Below are 25,175 nucleotides of genomic sequence, written 5' to 3' on the forward strand. Positions count from 1 at the left end.
TATCTACGGTGCGAAGTCACGCGGCCAAAGCCTCGGCCTGCGGCTGGTCATCCGCCACGGCGGCCACTTCTTCCTGTGCTTCGGCTTCGCCATCCGCCGGCGCGTCCTGCCCGGTCTGCTGCGGGCCTTCGGAGCGGAAGATGGCGGGCATCCAGCCGGTGCCAGCGGCCAGCCGTTCGGCTTCGCTGGCAATGTCGCCCTTCTTCAACTTCGCCAGTCGGGTGACGTGCGAGGGCGCGAACCCGCCAACGGCTTCCAGAATCGCGGCCTTCGGCACATGCCGGAAGTAACCCTCATTGGTGGGCTGCCACCACGCGGCCATATCCAGCCCCACGGCCTGCGCCAGTTCCGCGCCGGGCTGGTGCGGCGTGGCGCGAGGCGTCACCACGTCCACCGTGGAAGCTAAGCACACGGCCAACAGCCGCACCAGTTCATCCTGTGATTTCGCCAGCAGCGCGGCGAACAGTTCGGCGCTGTCCTCCGGCAAGGTTTCGCCTGCCACCTGTTGCAGTTCGCGCAGCGCCACGGCGGCGGGTGATTCCGGCCAGTCCGGGGCCATGCCTTCCAGCCGGTCTTGCACCGTGAGGCGCACACCCAGCGGCAGGTCGTGCCCGTAGTGCCTTTCCTGCAAGACGGTCTGCACCATGCCATGCACCACGGCGGCCAGCGCTGCTTGCGGATGCCGTGCAACTTCGATTTGCAGCGCAGCGGTACGGTGCGCGCTCAACCGCTGCGCCAGTCGGTCAGACATGGCGGCGGTCTTGGGCTGCTCGTCGTCCTCGCCTGCGTCCTCGTTCGCGGCTTCGCCTTCGCTGCCGAAACCCTGCCGCAGCCGCTCCAGCGTGCGCAGTGCCTTGGCCTCCGCTTCGCGCAGCAGCCCGCGATGAATCGCGGCCTGCCCGTCGCGGTCGATGGTGACAATGGCACCGGCTGCGGCCTTCACGTTGGCCGCATAGTCCAGCAAGCCATCTTCCAGCGCCTGCAACTGCTCGCCCAGGCGTTCGCCTTCTTCCTGCAAGGCATCGGCCTTTTCCTCGTCCTCGTCGTCCAGCGCGGCATCCACCGCCTCGGCCAGTTCGTGCAGCTTGGTTTGCAGCTTCTCGATGCGCTGCGCGTCGCGCTTGTTCGGACTGCGGCGTTCCCTTGGCGCACGCTGGAAGGCTTGCAGATCGGCATGGGTCATGCCCGGCGTGGCATCCACCCACGCCCAGCCCTCGGCCTGCACCTTGGCGGCGATACCTGCCAGCTTGTCCTGCGCCAGCCGTTCCAGCAGTGCGGCATCGGTCAGATACACGCCTTTGTCGCCCTCCGCGAACAGGTCGCGGCGGATGCCACCGCCTTCCTGCTCGTAGCCGTCCAGCCCGACAAAGCGCACCAGCGGATGCCGGTAGGCGTCGATTTCGCGTTCGGTCAGGCGGTCGCGCAGGTTGTGCGGGCCGCGCTGCCATGTGGGCGCATCGTAGAACGCGGCTTCCTGCGCAGCATGGTCGTCGGTGATGGCGAGGGCCATCAACTGGTCAAGGCTCACGGCCTCGGCCCGGTAGTCGGCCAGCAGGCGCGGCGACACGTTGGCGAGTTTCAGACGGCGCTGCACCACCAGCGGCGTGACGCTGAAATCCGCTGCAATGTCCTCGATGCTGCGGCCTTCGGCCACGAGCGCGGCGAACGCCTCGAACTGGTCGGCGGGGTGCATGGCTTCGCGCTGCACGTTCTCGGTGAGGCTGGCCGTGCGGGCGGTGCCATCGGCCACCAGCAGGCAAGGCACCTCCCATTCCTTGCTAATGCGGTGCTTTTTCGCCAGCAGCTTCAACGCTGCGAGGCGACGGTCACCGGCCACGACCTCGTAATGCTCGCCATCGGCGGCGGCAATCACGATGAGGTTTTGCAGCAGGCCGACACGCTGGATGCTGGCGGCGAGTTCGGGAATGGACATGCGCGGGGTCTTGCGCACGTTGCGGCCAGTGGGACGCGACACCAGCCGCGACAGCGGAACCAGAATCAGGTTCTTGGTCGGATCAGCGGCTTCCAGCGGGATAGCGGCGGCGGTGTTGATGGCGCGGGCTTCGGTTTGGGTAACGGCGTTCATGGTGATAACTCCTATCGGTTCAGGGATGCAGCAGCGAAGAAAGCGACAAGGGCTGCTGCCTGCCCCTGCCGCGTGGGGATTCAGGCTTTCAACTGGCGCATGCCATCGGCCAGCAGCCAGAGGGCGCGATTTAGTCGGATGTTTTGGTCGATGCCCTGCACCGGGCGGGTTTGCTGTCGGCGCCCGTTGGCGCTGCGGCCACGCAGCCCGCCTTGGGTCAGGTTTTCTTGGGTGCGGTTGAACACGCTCCACAGGTCGGGGCGGCGGTCGTCGAAGCGGCGCGGCATCAGGATTTGCGATTCCGTGATGGGCGCGGGCTTGTCGGGGTCGTCGTACTTGAGGGCGAGCGCGGCGCGGGCGAACACTTCGGATTCGCCATCGTCCAAGGTGATGCCGCGCATGGCATCGCGCGATTCCTTCACCCGATCGAAACCGCTCAAGACTTCGTAAGCCCCCTCAATGACCAGACCGGCCACGTCGCCTTTATGGGGCACTCGCACATCGGCCACGGTGTTGCCGCAGACAAGGCCATTGCTGCACACGAACCGGAACATTCCGGCCAGCATCTGATAGCTGCTGGTGCCGTCGTGCGAGTTCAGCAGCACGATTTCGTTGGCCTCCGCGCCGTTGATCTGGCTGGCATGGCGCAAGCGAATCATGTGTTTGGTGTGCTCGCGCTTGCCTTCGTCGCGCACGCGGGTTTGCGTCACCATGAAAGGCTGGAAGCCTTCTTTGCGAAGCTCGGTCAGCACGGCGGCGGTGGGGATATAGGCGTACCGCTGCGAACGGCTCTCGTGCGGGGCATCCGCGAAGATGGACGGGGCCACGCGGTGAATCTGGTCGTCGGACAGCGGGTAATCGCTGCGCAGCGAGGGGGAGCGGAAAGCGAAACGGGATGCGAGTTGCATGGTCTTTCTCCTGACAAAAGAGGTTTGCTGTTCACACCGCACACCGGATTTCTAGATTCGGAGCCCAGCCTTTCGGCTGTTTGGTGCGGTCGGCACGAGGAACCCGGTTGGCCCTGTTGCCACCGTCTTTCCTGAGTTCATCGCCCGCGCCCAAAGGAGCGCGCGGACGGGGGCCGTCAAGGAGCCAAGCGCAGGGTTGGTGCGGCCCGCAGGCGCAGCCGAGGACACGGCCCTGCGCGCCTTGACGGCACACGGTCGCGGGCTACGGTCGCGGGTAAGGTGATGAAGTCAGGGGAGACGGCTGGACAAGGCAACGGCCATCCCTTTGTGCTGACCGCACGCAAGCGAAGCGCGCAGGCCCGAAGCTGGAAGCCGGGCCGTAGGCGTCAGCGATGCGGAAGGCTGGCGAAGCCAGTCCCGCCAGGGATGAGCGACTAGCGAACCTGGAGCAGCGCGATCCGCGAAGCGGAGACGCAAGAGGACTCTTCGTTTACCATTTGTTTCGCAAGCAAATGATGGGAAAGCAAGAACACGGAGATATAGAGATGATTGTCTGCATCAACCGCCTCAAACAGTTCGGAATCTTCAGCGACTTCAATGGAACGAAGATCCAAAAGTTCGGCCGGTACAACCTGGTCTATGGTTGGAATGGAACAGGCAAGTCAACGTTATCGAATCTATTCTCTTGCTTTGAGCTTCGCTCGATGGTTCCCCGCTTCAGCACGGGCCAATTTTCAGTAGTTCTGGAGGATGGCTCAACGATCACGGAATCCACACTCCACTCATCCCAATTGAATATTCATGTTTTCAATCAACGCTTCGTGCATGAGAACATTGATTGGGACAAATCCGTAAAGAGCATCCTTCTTATTGCGAAAGAGAAGATTGATGACTTGCAGAAGCTGGAGAAGCTGAAGAGCGAGCTTCAGTCGAAAAAGAAGGCTCACGACGACAAGCAAAGCGATATCAAGAAGCAGCGTGAGGCATTAGAGAAGTTCCTGACCAATGCTGCCAAGAAAATGAAGCTTGGACTTCAGGCGATTGATACGAGCGACAGTTATTACTTGAATTACGACCGCCGCAAGCTCTTCAACTTCATACAGAATAACGGCGAGACAATTATCAAGGCGGAGTCGGTTCTTCCAGATGAGAGGGTTATCGACCTTACGAATGCCGCCAAGCCAGATCAGCTTCCAAGCATTGCTTTCGCCTCAACGGCCATTGAGCCGGACTACTTTAAGAAAGCGGCGGGCCGCATCAGAGATTTGATTGGGACTACGGCGGTCAATCAAGCAATCCAGCGGCTGACCGATAACCCGGAAATCCGCGAATGGGTTCAAGCAGGCTTGGAAATCCATAAAAACCACGACTCGCAATCCTGCGAGTTCTGCGGCTCTCCGTTCGCCCAGCTTCGTGCCGAGGCGCTTGCTGCCCACTTCAGCAAGGAGTTCACGGAGTTTCAGAGCCGACTTCAGAACGCGGCGACATGGATTGAATCTCAAGGCGCTCCAGCTAATCAGTTTCCCGCATCGACCGAGTTTTATAAAGAACTATCGGCCGAGGCAGAGAAGCTTCAAAAGGACTACGCAACTGCTGCTGAAAAGATCGACCAGCAAATCGACGCCTGGCGGGAAGCCCTGAAGGCCAAGATCACAGACCCTGGGAAGACAGACATTCAGATCTCGGATGTGGTTGAAGACGATGTCACCAATTTCAATGACATCCTGAAATCGATTGTTGCTCTCGTTGGAAAGCACAACAATAAGACTTCAAATTTCAAATCTGAGACCTCAAAAAGCAAGGTGGCACTGGAGCTTCACTTTGCTGCGGCTGAGGTGCAAGAGTTTGACTATGCTGGAAGTGAGAAGAAGTGCAATGACCTTGAGTCAGAAGCAAAGAACGACCATAAGGAAATTGAAAAAATTAGTCTAGAGGTCGGAGCCATAGAAGCGGCGCTCTCGAATGAAACGGTCGGGGCAAAGGAGTTCAATGACATCCTGCATCGCTTCATTGGCCGCTCTGAGCTTTGCCTGAACTTCAATCAGAAGAAGAAAGGCTATGAGATCATCAGAAACGGGGTTGGTGAGCACGATGGGAATTTGAGCGAAGGTGAGAAAACTGCGATTGCATTTGTCTATTTCATCACGAAGCTCAAAGAAAATGGAAATAACATCAAGGATACGATCGTCGTCGTTGACGATCCGGTCTCAAGCTTTGATTCTAATCACTTGTTTCACGCCTACTCGTTTTTGAGAACGCAATGCACTGAAGCCAAGCAACTTTTTGTGCTGACTCACAACTTCACTTACTTTAAGCTAGTGAGAGACTGGTTCACTGGCACCAATAGGAATCGAGTCAAAAAAGGCAACGCCGAGAATTGCTTCTTTTATCGCCTGGATGCGCCACCTGGCTCCCCTCGTCACTCCCTACTTGTGGATGCCGACGACTCACTCAAGAACTACGGTTCCGAGTACCACTATATCTTCAAGAAGCTCTACGAATATAGGGCGCACACAACACTCAATCGAGATGAGGCGTTCTTGACCGCCAACCTCGCCCGAAAGCTTGTTGAATCGTTTTTCACCTTCAAATATCCAAGGCGTCGAAGCGACATTAGTCAATTGATGGAGGCTGGCCTAAAAGATTGCACCATCACGACACCAGAGCTTAAAGAAAAAATCTACCGCTTTATCAATAAGTATTCACATAGCGACGTTATTGAGATAACAGAGGAATCCGCAGAAAACTTGGCAGGCGAAAGCCACAGCGTCATCGGGAACATCTTCCAGTGGCTGGAAGAGGTGGACAAGAAACATTACGACGAGATGATTCAGGTTGCGACGGCCTGAGCATCAGGCCGCGAGGGCCATAGCTATGCCACCAGGCGCAGCAAAAAGGGGCCGAAGCCCCTTGGGCTAGATCAGCCCATGCTCGGCGAACGATGCCGTTTCGTTGCCCGCAACGATGATGTGATCGAGCACGCGCACGTCCACCAGACCCAACGCTTCCTTGAGCCGCTGGGTCAGCGCCCGGTCAGCCGCGCTCGGCTCGGGGTTTCCGCTCGGATGGTTGTGCGAAACGACGACCGCCGCCGCATTGAGCCGCAGCGCCTCCTTGACCACTTCGCGCGGATACACCGACGCACCGTCAATAGTGCCGTGGAACATCTCCCTGTATTCGATCAGACGATGGCGCGTATCCATGAACAGCACTACGAACACCTCATGCTCGAAGCTGGCCAACTTTGTACGCAAGTATTCCTTGACCGCCGCCGGCGAAGTGAACTCTGCTCCGCGCCGCATTTTCCGGTCAATGACCTGGCGCGCAGCTTCCAGAATGTCGTCGGCCGATGCCGGTAGATAGCGCCCGTGCGCGTCGCGCACCAGCAGACAGGAATCGAACGAGGGAAAGGACAGTTGCGACATGATCGTGCTCCGGTTGCTCGGGCGGAATTGCCCGGAACCGGCGGCAGCACGGCGCAGCGCAAGCAGTCAGGGGTCGCAGACGGCCGCCAGGACGCAAGCGCGCATGGCGCGCGCCGCCCTTGACGGCGAGAACGCCGTGATACGGTGAAGGGAACAGCAAGACCGCCCACACCCGCCCACTGCACAGAGTCGATTTTTGGCAAGCGGAGCGCGCAGGCCCGGATCAACGAGCCGGGACGGAGGCGTCAGTGATGGAAGCCCGACAGGGGCGAGACTCGCGCAGCGAAGCTCGATGCGCAGCACGACAGCGCGACGGCGGCACGCCGGGACGCCCGACTGCTTGGGACAGGACTACTCGTTGTCCGTCTTGCGCTGCTCGATTTGCAACTGCGCCCGTTGCGTTGCCTGTTGCAGCCGCTCCACCAGCACGCCCCTCGGCGGCAAGGCGGTCAGATACTCGGCAACGTGGATGCCGGACTTGTCCAGCTCCAGCAATTCGATCTGCTCGCGCTTCTTGCCGGTGCAAAGGATGATCCCGAGCGGCGAGGCTTCCTCCGGCTCCCGTTCGTGCTTGTCTAGCCACCGAAGGTAAAGCTCCATCTGCCCTTTGTAGGCCGCCTTGAAGTCACCTACCTTCAACTCCACCGCAACCAGCCGCCGCAGCTTGCGGTTGTAGAACAGAAGGTCAAGGTGGAAATCCTCGTCGTCGATCGGAATGCGCTTCTGCCGGGCGACGAATGAGAAGCCCGCGCCCAGCTCCAGCAGGAAGGACTCCATTTCACGGATGATCGCCGCTTCCAAGTCGCCTTCCTGCCAAGTGTCCCGCAGGCCCAGGAAGTCGAGGATGTACGGGTCGCGCATGACCAGGGCCGGCGACATGCGCTGCGCATCGCGCAGGGTCGCCAACTCCTGCGCTATGGTTTCTTCCGGCTTTTGGGAAAGCGCCGTGCGCTCGTACAGCATCGAGTCGATACGCTCGCGCAGCGTCCGCACGCTCCAGCGTTGGGTGCTGGCCATCTGTGCGTAGTAGTCCCGCTGGAGCGGGTCTTTCAGCGGCATCAGGGCGATGAAGTGCGTCCAGCTCAATTCTCGTATCAGTGATACGAGAATTCGCTCGTCGGGGAAGGTGGCGGCGAACTGCACCATGCGGCGCAAGTTCTGCTCTGCAAAGCTGCTGCCGTACTCCTCCACCAACTGCGCAGCCAAGGTGGGCAGAACTTCCTTGCCGTAGGCGCCCCGGCGCCTGTCCAAGACCTGCGTGTGGATGCGTTGGCCGATGCGCCAGTAGAGCATCGTAAGCTCGCTATTCACCGTCGAGGCGGCGCGCTTGCGCGCCGCCTCGATCAGTGCCCGAATGTCGCCCAGCAGCGCCGCGGGCGCTGCGAGCGATGCTGCTGATGGCCGGCGCCCGTTCATGCCACCGCCTCCGCAAGCTGCCGCGCGCCCGTGATGGCTTGGCGGCGGCTGGCCACCAGCTCGGCCGCCTCGCGCACCGGCTTGTCCTCGGTGTGGACGTAGTGCATGAACATCGCCACGGTCTTGTGGCCCGTCAGCTTCATTCCCACTTTGGTCGGCACACCGGAATTGGCAATGTCGGTGGTCGAGCGATGACGGATGCCGTGCGTGCCTACGTGCGGCACGCTGGCGGCCTTGAGCGTCCGGCACCAGCCGCCATAGTGCTCGCCAAAGGTCAGGTGCTTGGCCGGGTCGTTCGGCGACGGCAGGACGTAAGGGCAGCCTTCCAGACGCGGCGCCGTCGAAAGCAGCCGATAGGCTTCCTCGCTCATGGGCTTGGAAATGCCGCCAACCTTGCTGTCGGGCCACACCACGCGCCGGTTCTCGAAGTCCAGCCAGCTCCATTCGAGCGGGCAGATTTCGGAGCGCCGCGCCGCAAACTCGAATTGCAGCCGGATCGCCAACGGGATGACGTAGTTCTCCAGCCCCTCCGCCTCCAGTTTCTCCAACTGGCGGAAGATCCGCACCATTTCCTCGTCCACGATGAGCCGGGTTTCCTTGCCCGGCGGGTACATCGGGACGTGGCGGCACGGATTCGTACCGTCCGGGCGGAAGCCCCAGACTTCGGCCAAGTTGAACATCTTGCGCAGCACGCCGAAGGTCTTGTTGGCCTCGGTCGGCTTGTAGGCCAGCTTTTCCATGAGCCCCGCAATGTCGGGCCGCTTCACGTCATGCACCTTCTTGCGGCCCAGCAGCGGGATGATGTTGCGGTCGATGACGCCCTGGTAGCCGTCCTGCGTGCTGACCTTGTTGCGCTTCTTGGAGTAGTCCTCCATGAACTTTTTGCACAACTCGGCCATCGTGGGCGCCTTGCGCGCCTCGGCCTTGGCACCGCCGGGATCACCACCCCGGCGAACCTCGGCCAGCCAGTCCTGCGCTTTGACCCGCGCCTGTTCGACGGTTAGCTCCCCGTAGAGTCCCAGCGAGGGCTTGCGGGGCTGGCCAGAGTTCGTGCGGTACTGGAGCATGAACACCCGGCGTCCCGTCGGGGTAATCTTGCAAAGGAAGCCGGGCACGACGGTATCCCGTAGTTCGATGTCCTTCGCCTGGGGTTGCGCCGACTCTACGGCGGTCTTGGTGAGCTTGATCTTTGCCATGATGACTCCTTGGAACGACCCGGATTCCAGGAGCCAGATAGGAGCGGCGCGAGGGAGAACCGGGTCAAGTTTCAGAAAGCACCGGCATATGATGGACGCGCGTAAGCTATTGATAAACCTGTTGTATCGGGCTACGTCGCAGTCCAGCGAACTACCGGGCTGGAGTCATCGTGAAACAAAAAACCCGGCCGAGGCCGGGTTTTTCGCATGACCAGACAACGCTCAGGAATCAGTCGCCCTGCTGCTTCTGCAGGTGCTCCCAGCGCTCCTGGGCGTCGATGGTGCGTTCGGCGGTCAGGCGCGCTTCCAGGCGCTCCAGGCCGATTTCTTCGCCGGTGTCGACGCAGTAACCATAGTCGCCCGCTTCCAGGCGCTTCAGGGTGCTGTCGATCTTGCCGATCAGCTTGCGGTAGCGGTCACGGGTACGCAGTTCCAGCGAGTTCTCGGTCTCGCGGGTCGCACGCTCGGCTTCGTCGCCGATGTCACGCACTTCCTCGCGCAGGTTCTCGATGGTCTGCTTGGACTCTTCCACCAGGTCCGCGCGCCAGTTCTGCAGCCGCTGGCGGAAGTACTCCTGCTGCAGCGGGCTCATGTATTCCTCTTCCGAGGACGGCTTGTAGCCAGCCGGCAGGATCGGGCGGCCGGTGGCCTCGTCGGTCTTGTACTCGACCACCTTGTACTTGCTGCGCGGGGCCGGTGCCGCCGAGCGGGCGGCGACGGCCACGGCAACCTTGCCGACAGGGCGCGACACGGTCTTCGGGGCGGAATCGGATTTCACGGCGGTTTTGGCAGGCGATTTCGAAACGGGCACGGGATTCTTGGATTGCGGGGCCTTCGAAGCAGCAGGAGCGGCGGCCGGGGCCGGCTTGGGGGCCGGTTGGGCTGCTGCCACTGCCACGGTCTTGGCCGGGACAGGCTTGGCCGGAGCCGGCTTGGGGGCAGGCTTCGGTGCGGACTTCACTACGGGGGCCGGGGTCGGCTTTGCGGCCGGCGCGGCAACATTCTTGGTGACTTTCTTTACAGCGGCAGGCGTGGCCACCGGTTTAGCCGCAGCAACCTTCTTCGCTGCAGGTTTGGCGACCGGCTTGGCCGCAGCCTTCTTCACCACCGCCTTCGGCGCCGGCTTGGCTGCTGCCTTCTTCGCCACCGCCTTGGCGGCGGCCTTCTTCACCGGCGCGGCCTTGCTGGCGGCTTTCTTCACCACCGGCGCCTTCTTGCTGGCAGCGGCAGGCTTGGCCTTGGCGGGCGCAGCAGCCTTCTTCGCCACCGGCTTGGTTGCCTTGACCGGCGTTTTCTTTGCGGTGGCCTTCCTGGCCGCCGGTTGCGAGGACGCTGCCTTGGTCGCCGGCTTGCTGGCCGGTTTCCTGGCAACGGGCTTTGCCGCCAACTTCTTCACAACAGGCTTGGCGGTTTTCTTGGCGGCCGTTGCGGCCTTCTTTGCAGTTTTTTTAGCAGCCACGAAACGCTCTTCCTTGGATTCCCCGGGGCCCGGGAAAGCGGGCCTTTATAGCCTACCCGACCCGCAGCAGCAACCTCGACCCCCTGCTCCATTCAGTCCTGGAGTCAAGGCGCCCTTGGAGGCAGTCCGACGAACACGGACCGCCTTGCGCGGTACGGAACCTGGCCAGCACCCGAAGGCGCTGGTACCGGTCGCAGGCCATCGGCGACATGCGACCAACGGCCCATCCTGCACAAATGCGGCCTTCATGCCAACTGGCATAAGATGACTGGGTGATCTCGCGCCTGCTCATTGCCCTGCTGCGCTTCTACAAGCGCTTCATCAGCCCCCTGCTGGGGCCACGCTGCCGTTTCGTGCCGAGCTGTTCTGAATACGCGATGGACGCCATCTCGCGGCACGGCCCGCTGCGCGGAAGCTGGCTGGCTGCGCGCCGGCTGGGCCGTTGCCACCCGTTCCATCCCGGCGGCTTCGACCCCGTGCCCGAGTCTCCCAACGCCCCCTCTTGCCGTTGCACAGGAAAACACTGACATGTCCTCCACCCTCATCACCAACGCCCGCATGGTCAACGAAGGCCGCACCTTCGACGGCGACCTGCGCATCGAGAACGGCCGCATCGCGCAGATCGGCAACGGGCTGGCGCCGCGCGACGGCGAGCAGGTGGTGGACGCAGCCGGACGCTGGTTGCTTCCGGGCATGATCGACGACCAGGTGCACTTCCGCGAACCGGGCCTGACCCACAAGGGGGACATCGCCAGCGAATCGGCGGCTGCGGTGGCCGGTGGCCTGACCAGCTTCATGGACATGCCCAACACCAATCCGCCGACGCTGGATTCGACCATCCTGGAAGCCAAATACGAGCTCGCGCGCGGCCGCGCCTGGGCCAACTACGGCTTCTACCACGGCGCCAGCAATGACAACCTGGATGCCATCCGTGCGCTGGACCCGAAGAAGGCCCCGGGCGTGAAGGTGTTCATGGGCGCCTCCACCGGCAACATGCTGGTGGACAATCCGGAAACGCTGGACGCGATCTTCCGCGAATGCCCGACGCCGATCATCACGCACTGCGAAGACACGCCGATGATCGACGCCAACCTGAAGGCCTTCCAGGAGAAATACGGCGACGCGCTGACCCCGGACATGCATCCGGACATCCGCTCGCGCGAGGCCTGCATCAAGTCGACCCGCCTGGCGATGTCGCTGGCGCGCAAGCACGGCACCCGCCTGCATGTGCTGCACATCTCCACCGCCGATGAGCTGGCGCTGTTCGAGAAGGGCCCGCTGATCCGCGCCGACGGCAGCCGCAAGCAGATCACCGCCGAAACCTGCGTGCACTTCCTGCACTTCGCGCGTCCGGACTATGCGACCAAGGGCAACCTGATCAAGTGCAACCCGGCGATCAAGGAAGTGTCCGACCGCGAGGCGATCACCGCCGCGCTGGCCGATGACGTGCTGGACGTCCTGGCCACCGACCACGCGCCGCACACCTGGGAAGAGAAGCAGAAGCCCTACGCACAGGCGCCGTCGGGCCTGCCGCTGGTGCAGTACGCGCTGGTGGCCGCGCTGGAACGCGTGCACGAAGGCAAGCTGACCCGCGAGCAGGTGGTGCAGAAGTTCGCGCACGCGCCGGCACAGCTGTTCGACGTGGAAGAACGTGGCTTCCTGCGCGAGGGTTACTTCGCCGACCTGGTGCTGGTCGAGGACGTGCCGTTCACGGTCAAGCGCGAGGACGTGCTGTCCAAGTGCGGCTGGTCGCCGTTTGAAGGCACGACCTTCCGCTCGCGCGTGGCCTCCACCTGGGTCAATGGCCAACTGGTGTGGGACGGCAGCAAACTGGTGGGCGAGCCGGCCGGCCAGCGCATGACCTACGACCGCTGATGCGCTCCGCACTTCTGATCGGGGCGCTGCTGGTGGCCGCGCTCCTGTTCACCGCACCGTCGGCGCAGGCACAGGACGGCATCGGCAGCCTGATCGACAGCCGGGTGGTGTTCCCGGCCAGCGCATCGCAGGGCGCACTGGTGATCGGCAAGGTACCCGCCGGCAGCCGCGTGCAGTACGCCGGCCGCCAACTGCGGGTGAGCGGCTATGGCAGCGTGGTGTTCGGCATCGGCCGCGACGAGAAGGGTCCGCTGCGCGTGCAGGTGCAACGCCCTGATGGTGGCAGCGAGACCGCGACCATTGCGGTGACCCCGCGCGACTGGCCCACCGAGCGGGTCAACGGCGTGCCGCCGAAGACGGTCAACCCGCCGCCGGCGATTGCCGAGCGGATCAAGCGCGAACAGGCACAGGTGACCGCCGCGCGTGCCCGCGATGACGATCGCACCGACTTCACCCAGACCTTCATCTGGCCGGTGCAGGGCCGCATCAGCGGCCGCTTCGGCAACGCACGCGTGTACAACGGACAGCCCGGCGCAGGTCATTCCGGCATGGACATCGCGGTACCGACCGGCACGCCGGTGAAGGCGCCGGCGGCCGGCATCGTCACCTTCGCCGGCCCCGACCTGTACCTGACCGGCGGCACGCTGCTGCTCGACCACGGTTTCGGTGTCAGCTCCAACTTCCTGCACCTGTCGCGCATCGACGTAAAAGTTGGCGACCGTGTGGAACAGGGCCAGGTGATCGCTGCGGTCGGCGCCACCGGTCGTGCCACCGGCCCGCACCTGCACTGGGGCATGAACTGGTTCGATACCCGTATCGACCCGTTACTGATGCTGGAACGGAAGTAACGCGCGACGAACGGCCGCCGGGCATGGCCCGGCGCTACCCGATTACCGCGCCCGGTAGCGCCGGGCCATGCCCGGCGAGCGCAGCGGCATCAGCCGCGCGCAGCCCACCACACACGCAGCAGGGTGCGTACCGGCGTGGCTTCGATCGGCTTGCCTGCCGCCTGCGCGGCAACGCGTGCACGCGCCAGGCTGGACCACACGCGGCGCGGGCGCGGGCCGGGCACGCGGCTGCCCCAGCCCTTCAACAGATGCTGCGCCCAGCGCTGTGCGGCCGTGCTGGCATCACCATCCAGCAGGCTGCGCGGCACACCGGCTACGCCGGCATCCTGCAGGCGCTGGGCCAGGGTCTGCAGCTGCACCGCACGACCGGCGCCGGTGCGCGGCTTGTCCGCGAACAGGGCTGCCTCCACCGCGGCCACGGCCTCTGCGTAGTTCGCCAGCGCGCGCTCGGCGCCGGCCGCATCCAGCGCGACCGTGCGCGCTTCAACCAGATCCGGAAGCGCTTCGGCCAGTTGTGCCCACGGCGCACGCACCGGCTCCAGCAGGCGGCCCAGCGGATGGCGCGAACGATGCGCGGCCCAGCTGCGCAGCTCCTCGCCCCACCACGCCAGCTTGGCGTCGGCCGGCAACGGGTCGCCGCTGGTGTTGAGCATGTCGTCGAATTCCTGCAGCAGCGCGAACCACGCCACCGCAAGCTCGCGTTGCGATTCGGCCACGAACGGGGCGGCCACCGACCATTCCGGCCAACGGCTGCGCCACTTGTCGAGGAAACTGTCCAGCGCGGTACTGCTCACTACGTGATTCCTTACGGCTGGGCCGGGGCTGCCGGCCGGGTCGGCCAGAGGCTGGCCAGTTGCAGAAGTTCGGCGTTCTCGACCAGCACGTCGGCCTGCCAGGCCAGCGGATCGTCGCTGTGCAGGCGATAGCCCCACAACGCCGCCACCGACGGCATGGCCGCGGCACGCGCGGCGATGATGTCGCGCTCGTCGTCACCCACGTACACGCAGTCTTCGGCGGCAATGCCGATCGCCTGCGCGGCGTGCAGCAACGGCAGCGGATGCGGCTTGCGTTCGGCCAGGCTGTCACCACCCACCAGTACCGCACAGCGCTGCTGCCAGCCGTGCTGCGGCAGGATCAAGCGCGCCAGATATTCAGGCTTGTTGGTGACAATGCCCCACACCGTACCGGCATCGTCCAACGCGGCGAGCATGCCGGCCACGCCATCAAACAGCACTGCGTGCTGGCCGATCAATGCTTCGTAGCGCTGCAGGAATTCCGGGATCAGCGCGTCACGTGCGGCAACGTCCAGTTCCGGGAACGCAGCCGAGACCGTCGCCCGCGAGCCCTTCGACACCACCGGGCGCAGCGCGGCCGGATCGATGGGTGCGCGTCCACGCTCGGCCAGCATCGCGTCGCAGGTGGCGACGAAGTCCGGCGCGCTGTCCAGCAGGGTGCCGTCCAGATCGAACAGCACCGCGCGCGGGAAGCGGGCCGCGGTCATGCCGGCTTGACCGCGTAGGCCAGGTAGTTGATGTCGGTACGGCTGCTCAGGCGGGCCTGGTTGCGCCACGGCTCGTAGGCCATGCCGCTGACATCCACCAGCTGCATGTCGGCCTCGCGCAGCCAGCGCGCCAGCTCGGCAGGCTTGATGAATTCCTGGTAGTGGTGCGTGCCCTTGGGCAGCAGCCGCGCCACGTACTCGGCGCCGACGATCGCCACCGCGAAGGCGGCGGCGGTGCGGTTGATGGTCGACAGGAACAGGTGGCCGCCCGGCTTCAGCAGGCGCTTGCAGGCCTCGATGATCGCGCCCGGGTCGGGCACGTGCTCGAGCATTTCCATGCAGGTGACCACATCGAAGCTGCCCGGCTGCTCGGCGGCCAGATCTTCGGCAGCCTGCACCCGGTAATCGACCTTGGCGCCGCTTTCCAGCGCATGCAGGCGCGCGACCTTGACCAGTTCCGGGGCCAGGTCGATGGCGGTGACGTCAGCACCGGCCTGGGCCAGCGCTTCACTCAACAGGCCGCCACCACAACCGATGTCGAGCACGCGCGCACCGCGCAGCGGCACGCGATCGGCCACGTACTGCAGGCGCACCGGGTTCAGCGCATGCAGCGGCTTCTGCGGGCCGTCAGCGTCCCACCAGCGGTTGGCCAGCGCGGCGAACTTGTCCAGCTCGGCCTGATCGAAATTGGAGGAAGCGTGGGGGGCAGTCATGAGGGGTCCTTGCGGCGCCGGGGTTCAGGCGCGGATATGACGGATGCGCTCGCGCCACTGGCGCGCGTTGGCGATGATGCCCGGCAGGTCCATGCCGACCAGCTCGCGCTGCACCAGCTTCGGCTTGCCGGCAATCCAGACGTCGCTGACCTGCTGGCGGCCGGTGGCGTACACCAGCTGCGACAGGACGTTGTGCAGCGGCTGGGTTTCCAGCGCGGACAGGTCGACGCAGACCAGATCGGCCTGCTTGCCGACTTCGATGGAACCGATGCGGTCGCCGAAGCCCAGTGCGCGGGCGCCACCCAGGGTGGAGGCGCGCAGCGTGGTCGCCGCATCGAGCGCGGTCGCATCGTCGGCCACGGCCTTGGCCAGGATCGCCGCGGTGCGGTTCTCGCTGAACATGTCCAGGTCGTTGTTGCTGGCGCAGCCATCGGTGCCGATCGCCAGGTTCACGCCGGCGCGCTGCAGGGCGCAGGCCGGGCAGAAACCGGAGGCCAGCTTCAGGTTCGATTCCGGGCAGTGCACCACGCTGACGCCACGTTCGGCGCACAGGTGGATTTCCGCATCGGTCAGCTGGGTCATGTGCACCGCGATCAGGCGGTCGTTGACCAGGCCGAGCCGATCCAGCCGCGCCAGCGGGCGCTGGCCGTGCAGCTTGATCGAATCGTTGATCTCCTGCGCGGTCTCGTGGGTGTGCAGGTGCACCTGCATGTCGAGCTGGTCGGACAGCATCCGCACCCGCTCGAAGTTGGCATCGTTGACCGTGTAGGGCGCATGCGGCGCGAACGCGGTGCCGATCAGCGGATCGGTGCGCCACTGGTCGTGCAGTTCACCGGCCTTGGCGAAGTATTCGTCATCGGTCTTGGCCCAGGCGGTGGGGAAATCGATGATGACCGCGCCCACCAGCGCGCGGAAACCGTGCTTCTTGTAGACCGCGGCCTGCACGTCGCCGAAGAAGTAGTTCTCGTTGGCACAGGTGGTACCGCCGCGCAGCATCTCGGCGATGGCCAGAGTGGTGCCGTCGGCAACGAATTCGGGGCCGATCACCGCCGCTTCCACCGGCCAGATGTGCTGCTGCAGCCAGGTCATCAGCGGCAGGTCGTCGGCGACGCCGCGCAGCAGCGTCATCGGGTTGTGCGTGTGCGCATTGACCAGGCCCGGCATCAGGGCAGCCTCGGGGCGGCTCACCACCTGGGTGGCGCGGAACCGCGCGCGCGCCTCGGCACGCGGCAGGATGGCCACGATTTCACTGCCACGCACGGCAACGGCATGGTCTTCCAGCACCACCGCGTGCGGCTCGATCGGAACGACGTAACCGGCTTCGATGAGCAGGTCGCAGGCTTCGGGGAGGTGCGGGCTATCGCTCATGCGGGCTCACTGGCTGTGGGGCGAGATACTTCTGGGGGACACGCCCCTGAGTCAGGGGCTGCCGCGAAGCGGCGGGGTCTGGAGACTCGTGAAGCGGGGCCCATGATCTGCCGAAGCAGATCATGGGAGCGCCAGCGCGAATGCGATGGCGCGTACCCGGCCACCGGCCGGCACTACCGTAATCCGGCTGCGCCGGATTACTTGACGCGTGCGGAGTATTCGCCCGAACGGGTGTCGACGCGGATCACTTCTTCCTGGTTCACGAACAGCGGCACGCGGACCACGGCGCCGGTTTCCAGGGTGGCCGGCTTGCCGCCGCCGCCCGAGGTGTCGCCACGGACGCCCGGATCGGTTTCGGTGATCTTCAGTTCAACGAAGTTCGGCGGCTGCACGAAGATCGGCTCACCGTTCCACAGGGTGACCACGCAGGACTCTTCGCCCTTCAGCCACTTCTCGGCGCCGCCCATGCCGGCCTTGGTGGCCTGGACCTGCTCGAAGGATTCCGGGTCCATGAAGTGCCAGTACTCGCCGTCGCTGTACATGAAGTTCATGTCGGTATCGACGACGTCGGCTGCATCCAGCGAGTCGGTCGACTTCATGGTGACTTCCTGGGTACGGCCGTCCTTGATCAGGCGGTACTTCACGCGGGTGAAGGCCTGGCCCTTGCCCGGCTTGACGTATTCGGTGTCGATGATGACGGCCGGTTGGTTGTTGACCAGGATCTTCATCCCGTTCTTGACGTCGTTCATGCCGTAGCTGGCCATGCGTAAACTCCTGAGTGGCAAAAACGCCGCGGGTGCGGCGAGCCGTTAGAATGGAAAGCCCACCGGATGCCGGTGGGCGACTGTTTTTCTGCCCCCATGATAACCGCAGGCCCCCTCTCCATGCAGCTTTCCGCCTTCCCACGGCCCCAGTCGCCAGGTGCGCCCGCGCGCTGGCAGCAGCTCTGGCGCCAGGCGCTGCGCGACCCGCACGCCCTGCTGGCCCGGCTGCAGCTGGACCCGGCCGCGCTGGGTGTCTCGGAGGCGGCCATGGCCCAGTTCGCGCTGCGCGTGCCGGAGGGCTTCGTGGCCCGCATGCGCCCCGGCGATGCGGCCGACCCGCTGCTGCGCCAGGTGCTGCCGATCGACGAGGAAATGCACCCGGCGCCCGGGTTCAGCTTCGATGCGGTGGGCGATGGCGCAGCCAAGAAGGCCACCGGCGTCATCCAGAAGTACCGTGGCCGCGCCCTGCTGGTCGCCACCGGCAGCTGCGCGATCAACTGCCGCTACTGTTTCCGCCGCCACTTCGACTATGGCGCGGAGAACGCCGCCAAGGGCGGCTGGCAGGAGGCCGTAGCCGCCATCGCCGCCGACCCGGACATCGACGAGGTGATCCTGTCCGGCGGTGACCCGCTGTCGCTGGCCACGCACAAGCTGGTGGAACTGACCGACGCCCTGCGCCAGATACCGCACATCCGCCGCCTGCGCATCCATACCCGACTGCCGATCGTGCTGCCGGAGCGCGTGGACGATGAACTGGTCTCCTGGCTGGGCAGCCTGCCTTGGCCGCTGGCGATCGTGGTCCACGCCAATCACGCCAATGAATTCGACGCCAGCGTGGACGCAGCGATGGCCCGCCTGCGCGGTACCGGCGCCCAGCTGCTGAACCAGGCGGTGTTGCTGCGCGGGGTCAACGACAGCGTGCAGGCCCTGCAGGACCTGAGCGAGCGCAGCTTTGCTGCTGGCGTGCTGCCCTATTACCTGCACCAGCTGGACCGGGTCGAGGGCGTGGCCCACTTCGAAGTGGACGACACCCAGGCCAAGGCGCTGATTGCCGGCCTGACCGCACGCCTGTCCGGCTACCTGATCCCCAAGCTGGTGCGCGAACTGCCCGGCGACCCGAGCAAGCGCCCGCTGTAACAAAAAAGGGGACGGAGGGAATTAAGTCGCTTATGCATTTGCGACTTAATTCCCTCCGTCCCCTTTCTTGGGGTCAGACGCCCGATTCGATCATCCGCACCACTTCGGTGGCGGTCACCGGGTGGCTCAGCCAGTAGCCCTGGCCAAGGTCGCAGCCGCGCTGCGCCAGCAGCTCGAACTGTGCCTGCTGCTCGATGCCCTCGGCCACCACGGTGATGCCCAGCGCGTGGGCCATGGCGATGATCGCCGTGGTCAGCGCAAGGTCGTCGGGATCGCGCTGCATGTCGGCAACGAAGCTCTTGTCGATCTTCACGCCGTCCACGGGCACCTGGCGCAGATGACTGAGCCCGGAGAAGCCCGTACCGAAATCGTCCAGCCACACCTTCACGCCGGTGCGGTGCAGCTTGTCCAGCAGCTGCGCGGCAACCATCTCGTCGCCGATCACGGCGGTTTCGGTCAGCTCCAGGTGCAGGCGCGACGCCGGCAGCCCGGACTCATGCAGGCACTGCGCGACCAGTGCCGGCAGTTCGCCGCCACGCAGCTGCCGCGGTGACACGTTGACCGACACGAACAGATCATCGCCCGCTGCCCCGCGCGGCCACTGCGAAGCCTCCATGCAGGCCGCACGCAGCACCTTCGGGCCGATGATCTCGATCAGGCCACTCTGCTCGGCCACCTCGATGAACACCGAGGGCGGGATCGTGCCCAGGGTCGGATGCTGCCAGCGCAGCAGTACTTCAACACCGACCATGCGGCGGTCGCGCATGCGGAAGATCGGCTGGTAGGCCAGGCGCAGCTCACCGCGCTCCCAGGCGCCGCGCAGCTCCTGTTCCATATGCACGCGACGCTCGACCGCATGGTCCATCGCCCGGCTGTAATAGCGATAGCAGTTCTTGCCGGCCATCTTCGCCTGGTACATGGCGATGTCGCCGTTCTTCAGCAGCGTGGTCGCATCGGCAGCATCGTCGGGGAACAGGGTCACGCCGATCGAGGTACCCAGGAACAGTTCCCTGCCCTGCACCACCAGCGGCTTGCCCAGCTCGCGCACCAGCACTTCGGCCAGCAGCCGCGCATTGGCCGCCACGTCGCCATCTCCGACCAGGATCACGAACTCGTCGCCGCCGAAGCGGGCCAGCAGGGCTTCATCGCCCCCGGCCTCGGTGACCGCGCGGCCGATACGCTGGGCGAACTGCAGCAATGCCTCATCGCCGGCCTCGTGGCCAAGGGTGTCATTGACCCGCTTGAAATCGTCGATATCGGCGAACAGCAGGCCCAGCCGGTGGTTGGCGGCACGGGCCGCCATCAACCGATGATCAAGCGCCTCGCGGAATGCCAGCCGGTTGGTCAGCCCGGTCAGCGCGTCGGTATAGGCCATGCGCCGCACTTCGCGGTCATGGCGTGCGATCGCATCGCGCATCCGGGCGAAACCGCGGACCAGTTCGCCGACCTCGTCGTCGCGGGTGTTCTCGGCCAAGGGTGTCTGGTAGTCACCGGCCTCGATGCGGCGGGCGGCGACGGCAAGATCACGGATCGGCGCGACCAGGGTGCGCTGCACGTACAGGATCACCACCACGCCGATCACCACCAGCAGGCCCAGCATCAGCAGCAGCCAGCCCAGGTGACGGCTGCCAACCTGCTGCAGGCGCTCGCCCAGGGTGGCGTTGGCCGCCTGCTCGCGCTGCTGCACCTCATCCAGCGCCATGCCGACCCGGACGCCGCCAATGCGCTGGTTGCCGATCATGATCGGCATGGCGTTGTCGAGCACCTTCGGCGATTCCTGCACGACCAGCATCTGCGCGGCCGCGGCCTTGGGTGCCAGTGGATCGGCCATCGGCTGACCGAATCCAGACACCTCGACCGAGCCATCGTGTACCAGCCGGCCGCGTTCATCGAACACCAGTACATAGCGCACCACGGGCTGGCGCGCGGTACTGCGCACCAGTACGCCCACCTGGTCCAGGTCACGGTAGTACAACGGGTTGGCCAGCGCGTCGGACAGCTCACGCGCCATCGCCTCGCCGCGACTGCGCACGCTGCGGTCGAACAATTCATGGATGACGCCGCCGCTGAGGTTGCGCACCTCGCCCTGCATCGCGGCCTGCCGCCCCAACAACACCGCAAGGATCGCGATCACCACGACCATCGCCCCGCCCATCGCGAGCAGGAACCGGGCCTGCATCCCCGAGCCAAGCCACTTCATTCCACTTCCATCCGCACGCGCGTCAATCCTTGTTTCAATTCATCCAACCGCTGCTGCGCATGCGCATCGACGCGGTGGAACCCGGAAGTGCCAAAAAATCGATGCAGCGCCCCCTGTGCCTGCGGGTCGCTGGCTGCCTGCAGCAGTACTTCCTGCAGGCGATCGCGCACGCGTGGATCAAGGTCGGCGCGGACCATCTCCACCGCACGCGGGTAGGGCTCGGTGCGCAGCAGCTCGCGGAAGTCGCGCCGGAACGCTGCCGGCATCCGCCGCTCGTCGTTCCAGTCCACGCTGCTCACCGCCCCCACGTCAACCACCCCCTTGTGCACGAACGTCGCGATGTTCAGCTCGCTGCGTGCAAATACGTAACCCACACTGTCCCGGCCCGGCATGTCCCATGCTCCGGCCAGGATCTGGGGCGACAGGCCCTCCTGCAGCAACGTCATCACCGGCACCAGATAGGCACTGGTGGACGCCGTGTTCTGCAGGGCCAGGCGATGGCCCCGCAGATCCTGCACGCGCTGGATCGGGCTGTCGCGGCGCACGAAGAACACCGTCTGGTAATCCCGCACGCCGTTGCGCTCGGTCAGCAGCAGTGGACGGGCGCCACTGCGCTGGCCCAGCGCCACCGCCGTACCGGAGGTTTCCGTGACCCAGTCGACCCTGCCCCGCCGCAGATAGCTGGCCATCTGCTGCGGGTCGCGTGCCATCAGGATCCTCCCCTCCTTGATGCCAACGTCGTGCATGCGCGCCACCACGTAGTCCAGCAATGGTTGCAGCTGCTCGTAATGGGCCTTGGGATCATCGCTGATCCGGCCCAACACCAGCACCGGGTCCGGTGCTGCACGCACCGTCCCGGCCAGCAGGACCATGGCCAGGCTCAGCAGTCCCCCCTGCATTGCCTTTCGCAGACCCGACACAGGCTTCATCCCCCCTGGGTATCCGGACAGACTACCCGAAAAAATGAGAACGTCGTCAGCTGTCCTTGCCGCCTGCCTGGGCCAGTCGCGCCATGCGCTGGGTGTCGGCGAGGATGCCGCGCAGCAGGCGCACTTCCTGCTCGCTCGGCTCACTGCGCAGGAACAGGCGGCGCAGCTTGCGCATCGCCGATTCCGGGGCGCGGCCCTTGTGGAAATCGATCTCGTCCAGCGTGTCGCCAAGCTGGGCGAAGAAGCTCTCCATCTGCTCGTGGCTGGCCGCCTGTTCGCGGAAGCCGGGCTCGGCATCGGTGGCCGGCTGCGCGCCCAGCAGCTGCATGCGCGTTTCATAGGCCAGCACCTGCACGGCGGCAGCCAGGTTGAGCGAGCTGAACTCCGGGTCGGACGGGATGTGCACCGCTGCATGGCAGAGCTGCAGTTCCTCGTTGGTCAGGCCGGTGCGCTCACGGCCGAACACCAGCGCCACCTCGGCGCCCTCGCCGGCCTTGGCCACCGCGCGGGCAGCGGCATCGGCGGGCAGGTATTCCTCCAGCTGGACGCGGCGGGCACGTGCAGTGCAGCCCAGCACCAAGCGGCAGTCGGCCACGGCTTCGGCCAGGGTGGCCACCACCGGGGCGTCACCGAGTACGTCTTCGGCACCGGCCGAGCGGCGGAAGGCCTCCTCGTCCAGTGGCTTTTCGGGGGCAACCAGCACCAGGCGGGCCAGGCCCATGGTCTTCAGGGCGCGGGCGGCGGCGCCCATGTTGCCGGGGTGCTGGGTACCGACCAGGACGAATCGGAGGCGGGTGGCGGCAGGAAACTGGGACATGAACAGGGAAAAGGTCGAGCTGGACGATGACCAATGGTAAACTGTGCGGCCGGCCACTGCGCCGGACCCGCTCTTTTCCCCCGCCAGTCCATCTCTTCTGCCTTTCCGGGAGCCCACGCCATGCAGAAACCCGCCGTAACCGTCATGGTCAAGGCCGCCCGCCTCGCCGGCAACGTCCTGTTGCGCAACATCAACAAGCTCGAGGCACTGAACGTGGTGCAGAAGGGCCGGATGGACTACGCCAGCGAAGTGGATGCGGACGCGGAAAAGGTCATCGTCAAGGAACTCAAGCGCGCCTACCCCGAATACGGTGTATTCGGCGAGGAAGGCGGCGTGCAGGGCGAGCGTCGCCACATGTGGGTCATCGACCCGCTGGACGGCACCAGCAACTACCTGCGCGGCGTGCCGCACTACTGCGTGTCGATCGCCCTGGTCGAGAATGGCGAGCCGACCGATGCGGTCATCTTCGACCCGCTGCGCAATGAACTGTTCACCGCCAGCCGTGGCGCCGGCGCCGTGCTGAACGACCGCCGCATCCGCGTGGCCGAACGCAAGGATCTGGAAGGCACGATGATCCACACCGGCTTCGCGCCGCGTGAGCGCAACCGCGCCAGCGCCCAGCTGAAGGCGGTCGACGCCCTGCTGGTACACGGCGAAGACATCCGCCGCACCGGCTCGGCGGCACTGGACCTGGCCTACGTGGCCTGCGGCCGCGCCGACGCCTACTTCGAAGCTGGCGTGAAGGCGTGGGACATCGCTGCCGGCCTGCTGCTGGTCCGCGAGGCCGGTGGCAAGGTCTGCGACTTCAAGGGCGCCACCTTGGGCCGCATGGACAACCGCGGTCCGGAGACCCACCAGATCGTGGCCGGCAACCTGAAGGTGGCCGAGTCGCTGCAGAAGGTACTGGTCAACACCGGTTACGCGGCGGAGTTCGACGCGAAGTTCTGATCTGCGCGTAGACGCGGTTCATGGAGACGGCACCTGCGAAGGTGCCGTTTTCGTATCCGCGGTGATCGTGCTTGTCACTTTCTTTGCTCGTGCACCACGCTGCAGGAGCAGCGTGGAACGGCGTAGCCGGCCCGTAGGGTGGCGCACACGGATGTGCGTCATCAAGAAAGTAACCAAAGAAACACGCCGCCAGGTCGCGAGCCGATGCTGTGCATCGGTACCCTGCGCTCCTCGGTCCGTCGAGGGACGGTGCGGGAACTCGCTGCGCTCAGACACCCGCACCTCTTCGCCCTCGCCGGACCTGCGGTGCTCGGCTCGCTCAAGGCGGACCCAAGGTCAAATGCCACAGCTGCACCCAGTAGATCCACGCCATGCGTGGATGCTGTTGCCGTTGATCTTGACTTTCCAGTCCGCCTTGAGCGAGCCGAGCATCGCAGGGGAATCAGGGGCGAAGAGGTGCCGATGTCTGAGCGCAGCGAGTTCGGCACCGCCCCCTGATTCACCGAGAAGCGCAGGGGACCGGCGCGTAGCGACGGCTCGCGGCTAGCGGAGCGTTTCTTTGGTTACTTTCTTTGCGCGCAAAGAAAGTGACATCTCCCCGCAGGCGCGGAAACGATCCGGTGCCACCCATGCGTGCGCGCGCAAACAAAAACGCCCGGCGCGAGGCCAGGCGTTCCTGCACTGCCTTGGAAGCGGAGGCTTACGCCACCGTCGACGCCCGCAGCGCGGCGATGCGCTCTTCCAGCGGCGGGTGGCTCATGAACAGCTTCTTCGCGGTCGAACCGGCAATACCGAACGCCGCGATCTGCGTCGGCAGCGTGCTCTGGCCGTGGTTGAGCTGCAGGCGCTCCAGCGCGGCGATCATCTTCTGGCGGCCGGCCAGCGAGGCACCGCCTGCGTCGGCGCGGAACTCGCGATGGCGCGAGAACCACATCGAGATCATGGTGGCGAACAGGCCGAACACCATCTCCAGCACGAACACGATGATGTAGTAGGCGAAGCCGCGGCCGCCACCTTCGCGGTTGCCCGACAGTGCGCTGTCGATGATGCCGCCGACCACGCGGGCCAGCACGATCACGAAGGTGTTCAGCACACCCTGCAGCAGGGCCATGGTGATCATGTCACCGTTAGCGACGTGGGCGATCTCGTGGCCCAGCACCGCTTCGGCCTCGTCTTCGCTCATGTTGTGCAGCAGGCCGGTGGACACCGCGACCAGCGCGTTGTTGCGGTTGGCACCGGTGGCGAAGGCATTGATCTCCGGACCTTCATACACGGCCACTTCGGGCATGCCGATGCCGGCCGCCTTGGCCTGGCGCTCGACGGTAGCCAGCAGCCAGCGCTCGGTCTGGTTGCGCGGCTCGGTGATGACCACCGCACCGGTGGAGCGCTTGGCCATCCACTTGGACAGCAGCAGCGAGATGAAGGAGCCACCGAAACCGAAGATGCCGGCCATGATCAGCAGGCCGCTCATCTTGCTGGGGTCGGTTCCCAACAGCGACATCACGATGCTGGCCAGGATCAGCACGGCAAAGTTCGTGGCCAGGAAGAGGGCAATACGGGTGAACATGGGAAATTCCGGCTCGGA

The 25,175-nt window shown here is 64.9% G+C and carries 21 protein-coding genes; 6 read left to right on the forward strand and 15 right to left on the reverse strand.

The window, feature by feature from the left end; genetic code table 11:
• Positions 1-16: 16 nt before the first annotated feature.
• On the reverse strand, positions 17-2,086 hold the full coding sequence (locus ACZK45_RS14595) for a ParB/RepB/Spo0J family partition protein (RefSeq protein ID WP_000994919.1): 2,070 nt from the start codon (positions 2,084-2,086) through the stop codon (positions 17-19).
• Positions 2,087-2,166: 80 nt separating this feature from the next.
• A complete protein-coding gene (locus ACZK45_RS14600) occupies positions 2,167-2,994 on the reverse strand; it encodes a DUF932 domain-containing protein (RefSeq protein ID WP_003092327.1) in 828 nt (275 codons plus the stop codon).
• A 392-nt stretch (positions 2,995-3,386) separates the two neighbouring features.
• Here ACZK45_RS14600 and ACZK45_RS14605 point away from each other — a divergent pair, with 392 nt between their 5' ends.
• Positions 3,387-5,843, forward strand: a complete 2,457-nt coding sequence (locus tag ACZK45_RS14605) for an ATP-binding protein (protein ID WP_001223964.1) — start codon at positions 3,387-3,389, stop codon at positions 5,841-5,843.
• Positions 5,844-5,909: 66 nt separating this feature from the next.
• On the opposite strand, the gene radC is transcribed toward ACZK45_RS14605, so the two are convergent.
• From radC to dksA, 4 genes are all read right to left on the reverse strand, one after another.
• Positions 5,910-6,419, reverse strand: a complete 510-nt coding sequence (gene radC / locus ACZK45_RS14610; RefSeq protein WP_003092330.1) for a RadC family protein — start codon at positions 6,417-6,419, stop codon at positions 5,910-5,912.
• A 351-nt stretch (positions 6,420-6,770) separates the two neighbouring features.
• Positions 6,771-7,835: a PDDEXK nuclease domain-containing protein gene (locus ACZK45_RS14615; RefSeq protein WP_016487843.1), complete on the reverse strand. Its 1,065-nt coding sequence runs from the start codon at positions 7,833-7,835 to the stop codon at positions 6,771-6,773.
• The gene (locus ACZK45_RS14620) at positions 7,832-9,031 is read right to left on the reverse strand and encodes a tyrosine-type recombinase/integrase (RefSeq protein WP_014603550.1); all 1,200 of its coding nucleotides are present in this window, start codon (positions 9,029-9,031) and stop codon (positions 7,832-7,834) included. Before ACZK45_RS14620 ends, ACZK45_RS14615 begins: the two co-directional genes overlap by 4 nt.
• Before the next feature lie 229 nt (positions 9,032-9,260).
• On the reverse strand, positions 9,261-10,490 hold the full coding sequence (gene dksA / locus ACZK45_RS14625; RefSeq protein WP_478444865.1) for an RNA polymerase-binding protein DksA: 1,230 nt from the start codon (positions 10,488-10,490) through the stop codon (positions 9,261-9,263).
• Positions 10,491-10,762: 272 nt separating this feature from the next.
• On the opposite strand from dksA, the gene yidD reads away from it, so the two are divergent.
• From yidD to ACZK45_RS14640, 3 genes are read left to right on the forward strand one after another with little or no spacing between them, the layout of a single operon-like run.
• Positions 10,763-11,017 (forward strand): membrane protein insertion efficiency factor YidD, encoded by a 255-nt coding sequence (gene yidD, locus ACZK45_RS14630; RefSeq protein WP_014037867.1) that lies wholly within the window; start codon positions 10,763-10,765, stop codon positions 11,015-11,017.
• 1 nt (position 11,018) lies between these two features.
• Entirely contained in the window at positions 11,019-12,365 is a 1,347-nt protein-coding gene (locus ACZK45_RS14635) for a dihydroorotase (RefSeq protein ID WP_010486624.1), read from the forward strand.
• Positions 12,365-13,213 (forward strand): M23 family metallopeptidase, encoded by an 849-nt coding sequence (locus tag ACZK45_RS14640; protein ID WP_478444866.1) that lies wholly within the window; start codon positions 12,365-12,367, stop codon positions 13,211-13,213. The genes ACZK45_RS14635 and ACZK45_RS14640 overlap by 1 nt, the downstream gene beginning before the upstream one ends.
• An 89-nt stretch (positions 13,214-13,302) precedes the next feature.
• On the opposite strand, the gene ACZK45_RS14645 is transcribed toward ACZK45_RS14640, so the two are convergent.
• The 5 genes from ACZK45_RS14645 to efp all read right to left on the reverse strand — a co-directional run bounded on the left by ACZK45_RS14645 (position 13,303) and on the right by efp (position 17,559).
• Positions 13,303-14,007, reverse strand: coding sequence for a squalene/phytoene synthase family protein (locus ACZK45_RS14645; RefSeq protein ID WP_049460737.1), 705 nt, complete (start codon positions 14,005-14,007; stop codon positions 13,303-13,305).
• An 11-nt stretch (positions 14,008-14,018) separates the two neighbouring features.
• The gene (locus ACZK45_RS14650) at positions 14,019-14,714 is read right to left on the reverse strand and encodes a phosphoglycolate phosphatase (protein WP_478444867.1); all 696 of its coding nucleotides are present in this window, start codon (positions 14,712-14,714) and stop codon (positions 14,019-14,021) included.
• The gene (gene ubiG / locus ACZK45_RS14655; protein WP_049401248.1) at positions 14,711-15,427 is read right to left on the reverse strand and encodes a bifunctional 2-polyprenyl-6-hydroxyphenol methylase/3-demethylubiquinol 3-O-methyltransferase UbiG; all 717 of its coding nucleotides are present in this window, start codon (positions 15,425-15,427) and stop codon (positions 14,711-14,713) included. Before ubiG ends, ACZK45_RS14650 begins: the two co-directional genes overlap by 4 nt.
• A gap of 24 nt (positions 15,428-15,451) precedes the next feature.
• A complete protein-coding gene (locus ACZK45_RS14660; protein WP_014037873.1) occupies positions 15,452-16,795 on the reverse strand; it encodes a TRZ/ATZ family hydrolase in 1,344 nt (447 codons plus the stop codon).
• Positions 16,796-16,992: 197 nt separating this feature from the next.
• Positions 16,993-17,559, reverse strand: a complete 567-nt coding sequence (gene efp / locus ACZK45_RS14665; RefSeq protein ID WP_014037874.1) for an elongation factor P — start codon at positions 17,557-17,559, stop codon at positions 16,993-16,995.
• Positions 17,560-17,679: 120 nt separating this feature from the next.
• Here efp and epmB point away from each other — a divergent pair, with 120 nt between their 5' ends.
• Complete coding sequence (gene epmB, locus ACZK45_RS14670; protein ID WP_049401246.1) at positions 17,680-18,696, forward strand: EF-P beta-lysylation protein EpmB; 1,017 nt, start codon at positions 17,680-17,682, stop codon at positions 18,694-18,696.
• Positions 18,697-18,769: 73 nt separating this feature from the next.
• Here epmB and ACZK45_RS14675 read toward each other — a convergent pair whose 3' ends face one another.
• The 3 genes from ACZK45_RS14675 to ACZK45_RS14685 all read right to left on the reverse strand — a co-directional run bounded on the left by ACZK45_RS14675 (position 18,770) and on the right by ACZK45_RS14685 (position 22,642).
• Positions 18,770-20,896 (reverse strand): putative bifunctional diguanylate cyclase/phosphodiesterase, encoded by a 2,127-nt coding sequence (locus ACZK45_RS14675; protein ID WP_049460742.1) that lies wholly within the window; start codon positions 20,894-20,896, stop codon positions 18,770-18,772.
• On the reverse strand, positions 20,893-21,795 hold the full coding sequence (locus ACZK45_RS14680) for a phosphate/phosphite/phosphonate ABC transporter substrate-binding protein (protein WP_032952775.1): 903 nt from the start codon (positions 21,793-21,795) through the stop codon (positions 20,893-20,895). Before ACZK45_RS14680 ends, ACZK45_RS14675 begins: the two co-directional genes overlap by 4 nt.
• A gap of 76 nt (positions 21,796-21,871) precedes the next feature.
• A complete protein-coding gene (locus ACZK45_RS14685; RefSeq protein WP_049423915.1) occupies positions 21,872-22,642 on the reverse strand; it encodes an RNA methyltransferase in 771 nt (256 codons plus the stop codon).
• 120 nt (positions 22,643-22,762) lie between these two features.
• On the opposite strand from ACZK45_RS14685, the gene ACZK45_RS14690 reads away from it, so the two are divergent.
• Positions 22,763-23,590, forward strand: coding sequence for an inositol monophosphatase family protein (locus tag ACZK45_RS14690; protein WP_049401244.1), 828 nt, complete (start codon positions 22,763-22,765; stop codon positions 23,588-23,590).
• A 700-nt stretch (positions 23,591-24,290) separates the two neighbouring features.
• On the opposite strand, the gene htpX is transcribed toward ACZK45_RS14690, so the two are convergent.
• Positions 24,291-25,157, reverse strand: coding sequence for a protease HtpX (gene htpX, locus ACZK45_RS14695; RefSeq protein WP_049457138.1), 867 nt, complete (start codon positions 25,155-25,157; stop codon positions 24,291-24,293).
• Positions 25,158-25,175 lie beyond the last annotated feature (18 nt).

The sequence above is a fragment of the Stenotrophomonas sp. 63632_Sma genome, assembly GCF_056482875.1.

What these genes read in the sequence shown, in the direction of transcription:
- ACZK45_RS14675 (WP_049460742.1), bottom strand. Translation starts at nt 20,896, where the DNA reads ATGAAGTGGCTTGGCTCGGGGATGCAGGCCCGGTTCCTGCTCGCGATG.
- htpX (WP_049457138.1), bottom strand. Translation starts at nt 25,157, where the DNA reads ATGTTCACCCGTATTGCCCTCTTCCTGGCCACGAACTTTGCCGTGCTG.
- ACZK45_RS14615 (WP_016487843.1), bottom strand. Translation starts at nt 7,835, where the DNA reads ATGAACGGGCGCCGGCCATCAGCAGCATCGCTCGCAGCGCCCGCGGCG.
- ACZK45_RS14685 (WP_049423915.1), bottom strand. Translation starts at nt 22,642, where the DNA reads ATGTCCCAGTTTCCTGCCGCCACCCGCCTCCGATTCGTCCTGGTCGGT.
- ACZK45_RS14690 (WP_049401244.1), top strand. Translation starts at nt 22,763, where the DNA reads ATGCAGAAACCCGCCGTAACCGTCATGGTCAAGGCCGCCCGCCTCGCC.
- ACZK45_RS14650 (WP_478444867.1), bottom strand. Translation starts at nt 14,714, where the DNA reads ATGACCGCGGCCCGCTTCCCGCGCGCGGTGCTGTTCGATCTGGACGGC.
- ACZK45_RS14660 (WP_014037873.1), bottom strand. Translation starts at nt 16,795, where the DNA reads ATGAGCGATAGCCCGCACCTCCCCGAAGCCTGCGACCTGCTCATCGAA.
- efp (WP_014037874.1), bottom strand. Translation starts at nt 17,559, where the DNA reads ATGGCCAGCTACGGCATGAACGACGTCAAGAACGGGATGAAGATCCTG.
- ACZK45_RS14620 (WP_014603550.1), bottom strand. Translation starts at nt 9,031, where the DNA reads ATGGCAAAGATCAAGCTCACCAAGACCGCCGTAGAGTCGGCGCAACCC.
- ACZK45_RS14595 (WP_000994919.1), bottom strand. Translation starts at nt 2,086, where the DNA reads ATGAACGCCGTTACCCAAACCGAAGCCCGCGCCATCAACACCGCCGCC.
- ACZK45_RS14635 (WP_010486624.1), top strand. Translation starts at nt 11,019, where the DNA reads ATGTCCTCCACCCTCATCACCAACGCCCGCATGGTCAACGAAGGCCGC.
- ACZK45_RS14640 (WP_478444866.1), top strand. Translation starts at nt 12,365, where the DNA reads ATGCGCTCCGCACTTCTGATCGGGGCGCTGCTGGTGGCCGCGCTCCTG.
- ACZK45_RS14680 (WP_032952775.1), bottom strand. Translation starts at nt 21,795, where the DNA reads ATGCAGGGGGGACTGCTGAGCCTGGCCATGGTCCTGCTGGCCGGGACG.
- ubiG (WP_049401248.1), bottom strand. Translation starts at nt 15,427, where the DNA reads ATGACTGCCCCCCACGCTTCCTCCAATTTCGATCAGGCCGAGCTGGAC.
- radC (WP_003092330.1), bottom strand. Translation starts at nt 6,419, where the DNA reads ATGTCGCAACTGTCCTTTCCCTCGTTCGATTCCTGTCTGCTGGTGCGC.
- ACZK45_RS14605 (WP_001223964.1), top strand. Translation starts at nt 3,387, where the DNA reads ATGCGGAAGGCTGGCGAAGCCAGTCCCGCCAGGGATGAGCGACTAGCG.
- epmB (WP_049401246.1), top strand. Translation starts at nt 17,680, where the DNA reads ATGCAGCTTTCCGCCTTCCCACGGCCCCAGTCGCCAGGTGCGCCCGCG.
- ACZK45_RS14600 (WP_003092327.1), bottom strand. Translation starts at nt 2,994, where the DNA reads ATGCAACTCGCATCCCGTTTCGCTTTCCGCTCCCCCTCGCTGCGCAGC.